At 34.7% G+C, this 7,135-nt stretch carries 9 protein-coding genes; 7 read left to right on the top strand and 2 right to left on the bottom strand.

Annotated features, from left to right (window positions below; genetic code table 11):
• On the bottom strand, positions 1-327 hold a 327-nt coding region (locus P8M54_RS12800; protein ID WP_300288309.1), incomplete at its 3' end, for a biotin--[acetyl-CoA-carboxylase] ligase.
• A gap of 94 nt (positions 328-421) precedes the next feature.
• On the opposite strand from P8M54_RS12800, the gene rsfS reads away from it, so the two are divergent.
• From rsfS to P8M54_RS12765, 7 genes are all read left to right on the top strand, one after another.
• On the top strand, positions 422-793 hold the full coding sequence (gene rsfS, locus P8M54_RS12795; RefSeq protein ID WP_187010715.1) for a ribosome silencing factor: 372 nt from the start codon (positions 422-424) through the stop codon (positions 791-793).
• 7 nt (positions 794-800) lie between these two features.
• A complete protein-coding gene (gene ftsH / locus P8M54_RS12790) occupies positions 801-2,726 on the top strand; it encodes an ATP-dependent zinc metalloprotease FtsH (protein ID WP_300288307.1) in 1,926 nt (641 codons plus the stop codon).
• Positions 2,727-2,837: 111 nt separating this feature from the next.
• Positions 2,838-3,440 carry a lactate utilization protein B/C gene (locus tag P8M54_RS12785; RefSeq protein ID WP_300288306.1) on the top strand — a complete coding sequence of 201 codons (603 nt, stop codon included), beginning with the start codon at positions 2,838-2,840 and terminating at the stop codon, positions 3,438-3,440.
• Position 3,441: 1 nt separating this feature from the next.
• Positions 3,442-4,332, top strand: coding sequence for a phosphatidate cytidylyltransferase (locus tag P8M54_RS12780; protein ID WP_300288305.1), 891 nt, complete (start codon positions 3,442-3,444; stop codon positions 4,330-4,332).
• Positions 4,322-4,981 carry a phosphatidylserine decarboxylase family protein gene (locus P8M54_RS12775; protein ID WP_300288304.1) on the top strand — a complete coding sequence of 220 codons (660 nt, stop codon included), beginning with the start codon at positions 4,322-4,324 and terminating at the stop codon, positions 4,979-4,981. The genes P8M54_RS12780 and P8M54_RS12775 overlap by 11 nt, the downstream gene beginning before the upstream one ends.
• Positions 4,974-5,243, top strand: coding sequence for an acyl-CoA-binding protein (locus P8M54_RS12770; protein WP_300288303.1), 270 nt, complete (start codon positions 4,974-4,976; stop codon positions 5,241-5,243). Before P8M54_RS12775 ends, P8M54_RS12770 begins: the two co-directional genes overlap by 8 nt.
• 8 nt (positions 5,244-5,251) lie before the next feature.
• Positions 5,252-6,028 carry a superoxide dismutase gene (locus P8M54_RS12765; protein WP_300288301.1) on the top strand — a complete coding sequence of 259 codons (777 nt, stop codon included), beginning with the start codon at positions 5,252-5,254 and terminating at the stop codon, positions 6,026-6,028.
• A 60-nt stretch (positions 6,029-6,088) separates the two neighbouring features.
• On the opposite strand, the gene P8M54_RS12760 is transcribed toward P8M54_RS12765, so the two are convergent.
• Positions 6,089-7,135, bottom strand: a 1,047-nt coding sequence (locus P8M54_RS12760) for an alpha-amylase family glycosyl hydrolase (RefSeq protein WP_300288300.1), incomplete at its 5' end; no start/stop codon positions are given.

Genomic DNA, 7,135 nt, shown 5'->3' with positions numbered 1-7,135 from the left:
TATTTTGAAATTATATGACATAATGTCGTTAGGCCATTTAATAGATAAAGCAGGTATATTAACTGTTTCTAAAGCAGTGTAAATCGCTAAAGCTACCGCAATGTTTAAGGTAAAAATGTGGTTGATATCTAAAATTGTTTCCTTAACAAAGACACTCATAGTTAGATTCTTACCCGTTTCTGAATCCCAAATTGAACCCATTTGACCTTTACCTTTGGTCTGATTTTCGGCGGTTACCACGGTAAAGTTTTCTAGTTGTTGGGATTTCGAGAGCTCTTTCATAAACTCGTTTGTTGAATCTATGGCATCGAGTTTGATTAACTTCATGAGGTGTTATTTTTAAACATAATTTAATTATATGTTAAGGTTCAAAAATAATGACAAAAAATGGTAACTTTACAAACTTATATAAAAATTTTTCATGGCAAAAAAGACAATAAATAATGATGACCTTTTGGCAAACATTATAAAGGGAATCGAAGAAGTAAAAGGAAATGATATAGATATTCTCGACCTAAGAGAGATTGATAGCGCTGTATGTGACTATTTCGTAATTTGCAATGGAAACTCCAACACACAGGTAAACGCGATCGTTAATTCAATTCAAAAAGTAGTTTCGAAAGAAATAAAAGATAAACCATGGCATGTGGAAGGATCTGACAATGCAGAATGGGTACTTATGGATTATGTAAACATCGTAGTTCACGTTTTTCAGAAACAAATTAGAGAATATTACAACATCGAAAGCTTGTGGGGAGATGCAAAAATTACCACAATAGCTAACAAATACTAAAAATAGAATGGCAAAAGAAAATAATCCGAATCCTAATAAATTTAAAGTTAGTCCATGGTTAGTGTATACGGCCATTTTACTAATTTTTCTTTTTATTACCTTTATAACTGGCAGTTCAAGCTTGCAAGAGCCTGCCCAATTAACCTCTTCTAAATTCAATACATTCCTAGAAAAAGGTCAAATTGAAAAAGTAATTGTTTACAACAAGACAGAAGCAGAGGTTTTCTTAAAACCGGAAGCACTAAAGGAGAAAGAACATAAACAAGTTGCCAAAGACATTTTTGACCGTCCTAACAAAGGACCTCAATACACGTTTGAAATTGGTAACGATCAAATTTTTCAAACAAAACTGGAAAAAGCAGTTGCGGACGGAAAATTGAAAGATTTTAATTTCCTAGCTAAAAGCAATTGGTCTGATTTAATCATTAGCTTCTTACCAATTATTATCATTATTGGAGTTTGGATCTTCATAATGCGTAAAATGTCTGGTGGTGGTGCTGGCGGTGGTGGTCAAATTTTTAATATTGGAAAATCAAAAGCAAAACTTTTTGATGAAAAAACCGATGTTAAAACCACTTTTAAAGATGTTGCCGGACTTGAAGGAGCGAAAGAAGAGATACAAGAAATTGTAGAATTCTTGAAAAACCCCGAGAAATACACCAATTTAGGAGGTAAGATCCCGAAAGGAGCACTACTAGTAGGACCTCCTGGAACAGGTAAAACATTATTAGCTAAAGCAGTAGCTGGAGAAGCGCAAGTTCCGTTTTTCTCATTATCAGGTTCTGATTTTGTTGAAATGTTTGTAGGTGTAGGTGCATCACGTGTACGTGACTTATTCAAGCAAGCCAAAGAGAAATCGCCTGCAATTATTTTCATTGACGAAATTGATGCGGTAGGTAGAGCTAGAGGAAAAAGCAATATGTCAGGCGGTAATGACGAAAGAGAAAACACTTTAAATCAGTTATTAACTGAGATGGATGGTTTTGGAACAAATACAAACGTAATCGTACTTGCTGCTACAAACAGAGCAGACGTTTTAGACAAAGCCTTGATGCGTGCCGGTCGTTTTGACAGACAAATATTCGTTGACTTACCCGATATCAGAGAAAGAGCCGAAATCTTTAAAGTACACTTGGGACCTTTGAAAAAAGTAGAAGGTCTAGATTTAGACTTTTTAGCAAAACAAACTCCTGGTTTCTCTGGAGCTGATATTGCTAATGTATGTAACGAAGCAGCATTAATTGCAGCTCGATACAACAAAACAGCAGTTGATAAACAAGATTTCCTTGATGCTGTTGACAGAATTGTTGGTGGTTTAGAAAAGAAAAATAAAATTGTTACACCCGAAGAGAAAAAAGCAATTGCTATTCACGAAGCGGGTCACGCAACAGTAAGTTGGATGCTAGAACATGCAGCGCCACTTATTAAGGTAACAATTGTACCAAGAGGTCAAAGTCTTGGAGCAGCTTGGTATTTACCTGAAGAGCGTCTAATTGTGCGTCCAGACCAAATGCTAGACGAAATGTGTGCTACTATGGGAGGAAGAGCTGCTGAAAAAGTAACTTTTAATCGCATTTCAACAGGTGCCCTAAGTGATCTAGAGAAAGTAACCAAACAAGCGAGAGCTATGGTTACGATTTATGGACTGAATGATAAAATAGGTAATGTAACCTATTATGATTCTACTGGACAAAGCGAATACAGCTTCTCTAAACCGTACTCAGAAGAAACGGCTAAGGTGATTGACATGGAAATTTCAGCTTTAATAGAAAGCCAATATCAAAGAGCGATCACCATTTTGGAAGAAAACAAAGATAAATTAAATCAACTTGCTGATATACTAATTGAAAAAGAGGTAATCTTTAAAGATGATTTAGAAGCTATTTTTGGTAAACGTACTTTCGATAAAAATCTTGAAGAAGTGGTGTCATAACACGTCCTTTTTTGCAATATTTATAAAATCTTAATTCAAAAGCTACTTTTGAATTAAGATTTTTTTATCTTTGGACGTTTTCAAATCACATATAAAGTACCTTAATAAGATATGAGTCTTTTTAAAAAAATTTTTGGTTCTAGTATTTCTGCTTCAGATGAAGAAAAGGAAAAGGAAAGTAACGGTGCTGCATCCGAAATCAATATGTCTATAGACGAACAGTTTATCTATCATTTTAAGAAAAATGGTGGTAAATTTTTATACTGTGAAAACGTCGCTGAAGTAAAAGAACAATTCGAAAACATACTAGAAGAAAACGATTGGTTTGAAAGTGAAGTTCTTTGTTTTGACCCGACACTTTACCCTATTTTAGAAGAAAACAAGCTTATCTATAAGCAAGTTCGCAATCCCAAATTTTTATTTTCATCTTGCGAAAACTTAATTGCCGAAGAAGGATCTATTTTATTTTCCTCTAATCAAATTAAGCAAAACAAGCCAAATGAGCTACCTGTAGACATAATCATATATGCTACAACAAGCCAAATATTAGCCATGAAAAGCGACAGCTTGAGTGCTATCAAAAGAAAATACGAAAGAGATTACCCAACTAACATTACAGCAATTAAATATTTTGAAAAAGCAAAAGAAGAGGACTTTACCCAATATGGTAGTTCCGCTAAAAACCTTTATTTGCTGCTTTTAGAAGATCTTTAAAATGAATGAAACTTTAAAGAGATCGATATCAGGCGCTGTATATATCATTTTATTAATCGCCTCCATCTTATTTTCGACTGAAAGCTTTATACTTTTATTTGGAGTGTTTCTACTTATTGCCACCTACGAGTTTTGTGCCTTAGTTCAGGTTAGAAAAATCATACCCATTACTATCGTTTTTCTATTTTACAGCGCTATTGCACTGATTAGTTATTATCGACTAGAAACAGAATTATGTTTGAGCGAAAATTTCGGAATTAATACAAGACTAGATTGCGATATCCCTTTACTCAATAATGTATTGCTATTCATAACATTATTTGTGTCTATTAAATGTCTCTTCTTTTTATTTGATGACAAAGTACAATCCATTACCACAAGTTCAAAGTACCTATATTTACTAGGTTATATCGTATTGCCTTTTATATTTATTACCAAGATTTCCTTTGGTATTAAGGATTACAATCCCAAAATTATCATAGGTTTATTTATTATTATTTGGACGAACGATACTTTTGCTTATATCGTAGGAAAGTCAATTGGAAAAAACAAACTCTTTGAACGTATTTCACCGAAGAAAACAATAGAGGGATTTGTAGGAGGAGTAGTATTCGCGGTATTTGCAGGATACTTGATATCGAAATTATATATTAAACCTAAACCTAGTTTTAGCGAAAAATCAATTTTGATTTGGACAGTAATTGCTTTATTAGCAGGTATTTTTGGAACTATAGGAGATTTAGTTCAATCCAAATTTAAAAGAATAGCTGGAGTTAAAGACAGCGGAAAAATAATGCCAGGCCATGGAGGCATACTAGATCGTCTAGATAGTGTTATATTTGTAGCACCAATAATATTTTTATTTTATCAAATTTTAAATTATGTTTCATAAAGAAGGAACCAAGACTATTTTTTTAGGAATGATTTTTACTGTAGCAGTATTATTATTATCCGATCGTTTTATCACTACCGAATGGCTTAAATGGTTATTACAAGGTGGCGGAGTATTGATTTTAATAATTATTTTACAATTTTTCAGAAACCCAAAAAGAACTTTTATTCTGAATGAAAATCATATTTTAGCACCTGTTGATGGTGAAGTGGTGGTAATTGAAGAAGTGTTTGAAGGAGAATATTTTAAAGACAAGCGTTTACAAGTGTCTATTTTTATGTCACCAATTAATGTACACGTCACTCGTTACGCAATGAATGGTATAATCAAGTTTAGTAAATACCATCCTGGAAAGTTTTTAGTTGCTTGGCATCCTAAAGCAAGTGAGGAAAATGAAAGAACAACTGTTGTAATTGAAAACAATACTTTTGGAGCGATTTTATACCGCCAAATTGCGGGTGCATTGGCAAGACGAATTGTGAATTATGCCGAAGAAGGAATGCAAGTAGTACAAGGTACTGATGCAGGTTTTATCAAGTTTGGTTCAAGAGTAGACCTATTTTTACCGCTAGGAACTAAAGTTGATGTTGTTTTAAACCAAAAAGCAATTGGAGGTAAAACAATAATCGCAGTAAAAAATAATGACTAATACTGATTTAGATAGCCGATTTCAGGAGGCAGTAGCTAAGGCTTCCCTCATGACTCAAGCATCCCTACCACAAGATGTACAATTGCGTCTCTATGCCTTTTACAAGCAAGCAACTTTTGGTCATGTAGATATACAGCAAAGCGCCGCTTATCATTTGAGAGATGCCTTTAAAATCAACGCTTGGATGCAAATCAGTCATTTTACGCCCGATGAAGCTAAAGAAAATTATATTGAAATTATTAATGCCATCTTAAAGAAATAACAAGCACCATGAAAAAAATTAATTTAGCATTAACAAGCCTTGTACTAATTAGTTTTTTAAGTTCTTGTAATGATAAAAAACTGACCGAAGTGGTAGAAGTTCCTTTACCAACCGCTCAGGAAAAGGTAACCATTGGATTTCCTGATGACGTTAAGGCAGCGGAAGGTTCTTTTCAACTCGACAAGCTTCCCTACCCGTACGACGCATTGGCGCCAACTATATCGCCATTGACACTCGAAGTGCATTATTCAAAGCATTATCTTACTTATACTAATAACCTGAACGAGGCAATTGCAGGAACCGAATATGAAAATCAATCTATCGAAGATATTTTATCAAAAGTAGATCCTAATGACACTGAATTGCGTAATAATGCAGGTGGCTATTACAATCACACCTTATACTGGCGTTCTATGGCTCCTAATGCAGGTGGTGTACCATCGGATACGTTAGCTGCTGTCATTACTAGAGATTTTGGCTCTTATGATAATTTTGTTAACAGCTTTAAAGCGGAAGCAACTAAGCAGTTTGGCTCAGCTTGGGCATGGGTAGTAGTGGACAAATACGGAAAACTAAAAGTCACTAGTTCCCAAAATCAAGACAATCCCTTGATGAGAAATGCCCTAGTCCCTGGAACTCCAATTTTAGCACTAGATCTATGGGAACACGCCTATTATTTAGGATATCAATACCGACGTCGCAATTACATCGATTCGTTTTTTGAAGTAATCAATTGGAAAAAAATCAACGAAAATTACGAAGCAGCTATCCGAAGAAAATATTAGCTGCTACTTCTTATTAAAAAGCTGGTATTCCTTTCAGATACCAGCTTTTTGCATTTTTAATTATTTGCTTTCTAATTGGTAAATAAAAGATTCTAGTGGTGCAATATGAACTTGAACTAGTCCTACTCCATTTACAACCTCTAAAATAACTTTGCTTTCTTTATACAATTGGTCCACAAGCACATATCGACCATCAGCAAGACTCCATTTTTGAATAAGTGTTGCGGGTACTTTCAATTCAAAATCACTTGTTTTGTCCGATGAAAAATTAGATAGAATCAATAGTTTTTCATCTTCTGACCAACGAGCAAAAGAATAAATCATCGGATCATAATTGGCTGTAATTGGTCGATTGTAAAACTGTAAATCTTCATAATCTCCCATCAAGGCTGAACTATTGATAGTAAAATTAAGGAGTCGCTTGTAGAAATCACGCAAATCTTTTTCTCCATCAGAAAGTTGACCTCCGTCGAATTTCCCTTCATTCATCCACCTTTGATGAGCTGGGACACCTATGTAATCAAAAATTGAGGTTCTGGAATGGGTACCAAAACCCGCGTTTTCGTTCCCTGCTTCTCCTACTTCTTGTCCAAAGTAAATCATAGTAGGTGATGTGCTAATTGTTGCCGAAACGACCATCATGGGCTTGCCTTTTGCACCCGAGCCGGCAAACTCCGGACTCGCCAAGCGTTGCTCATCATGATTATCAAGAAAATGCAGCATGTGATGCTCTATATCCTTCATATTATTTTGAATGTGCGTCAAATCATCTGGCCATGATTTACCTTGAATCACCTCTTTGAGCTTGTCATAAGTCTCTACTTTATCATATAAATAATCCATTTTACCAAGGTGAATGTAATTACGGTACTCCGCAGGATTGTATACTTCAGCCAATAAAAAAGCATCTTCATTAGCCATTTTTATTGCTGAATTCATATAACTCCAAAATTCATAAGGAACCATTTCGGCCATATCGTACCTAAACCCATCTACCCCTTTAGCGGTCCAATACAAAGCAATCGATTTGAATTTCTTCCAAGAATCAGGAACCTCTTTGTCTTTCCAAAATTCGTAATGTTCCTGAACCGACTTGGTACTAAAATC

The organism is Flavobacterium sp., assembly GCF_029242675.1.
In the GTDB taxonomy this organism is placed as follows: domain Bacteria; phylum Bacteroidota; class Bacteroidia; order Flavobacteriales; family Flavobacteriaceae; genus Flavobacterium.
Note: the sequence above shows the minus strand (reverse complement) of the source record. Positions and strands in the feature narration are given on the sequence as shown.

Excerpts from the sequence above, each read along its gene's own strand:
- rsfS (WP_187010715.1), top strand. The coding sequence starts at position 422 with ATGGCAAAAAAGACAATAAATAATGATGACCTTTTGGCAAACATTATA.
- ftsH (WP_300288307.1), top strand. The coding sequence starts at position 801 with ATGGCAAAAGAAAATAATCCGAATCCTAATAAATTTAAAGTTAGTCCA.
- P8M54_RS12785 (WP_300288306.1), top strand. The coding sequence starts at position 2,838 with ATGAGTCTTTTTAAAAAAATTTTTGGTTCTAGTATTTCTGCTTCAGAT.
- P8M54_RS12780 (WP_300288305.1), top strand. The coding sequence starts at position 3,442 with ATGAATGAAACTTTAAAGAGATCGATATCAGGCGCTGTATATATCATT.
- P8M54_RS12775 (WP_300288304.1), top strand. The coding sequence starts at position 4,322 with ATGTTTCATAAAGAAGGAACCAAGACTATTTTTTTAGGAATGATTTTT.
- P8M54_RS12770 (WP_300288303.1), top strand. The coding sequence starts at position 4,974 with ATGACTAATACTGATTTAGATAGCCGATTTCAGGAGGCAGTAGCTAAG.
- P8M54_RS12765 (WP_300288301.1), top strand. The coding sequence starts at position 5,252 with ATGAAAAAAATTAATTTAGCATTAACAAGCCTTGTACTAATTAGTTTT.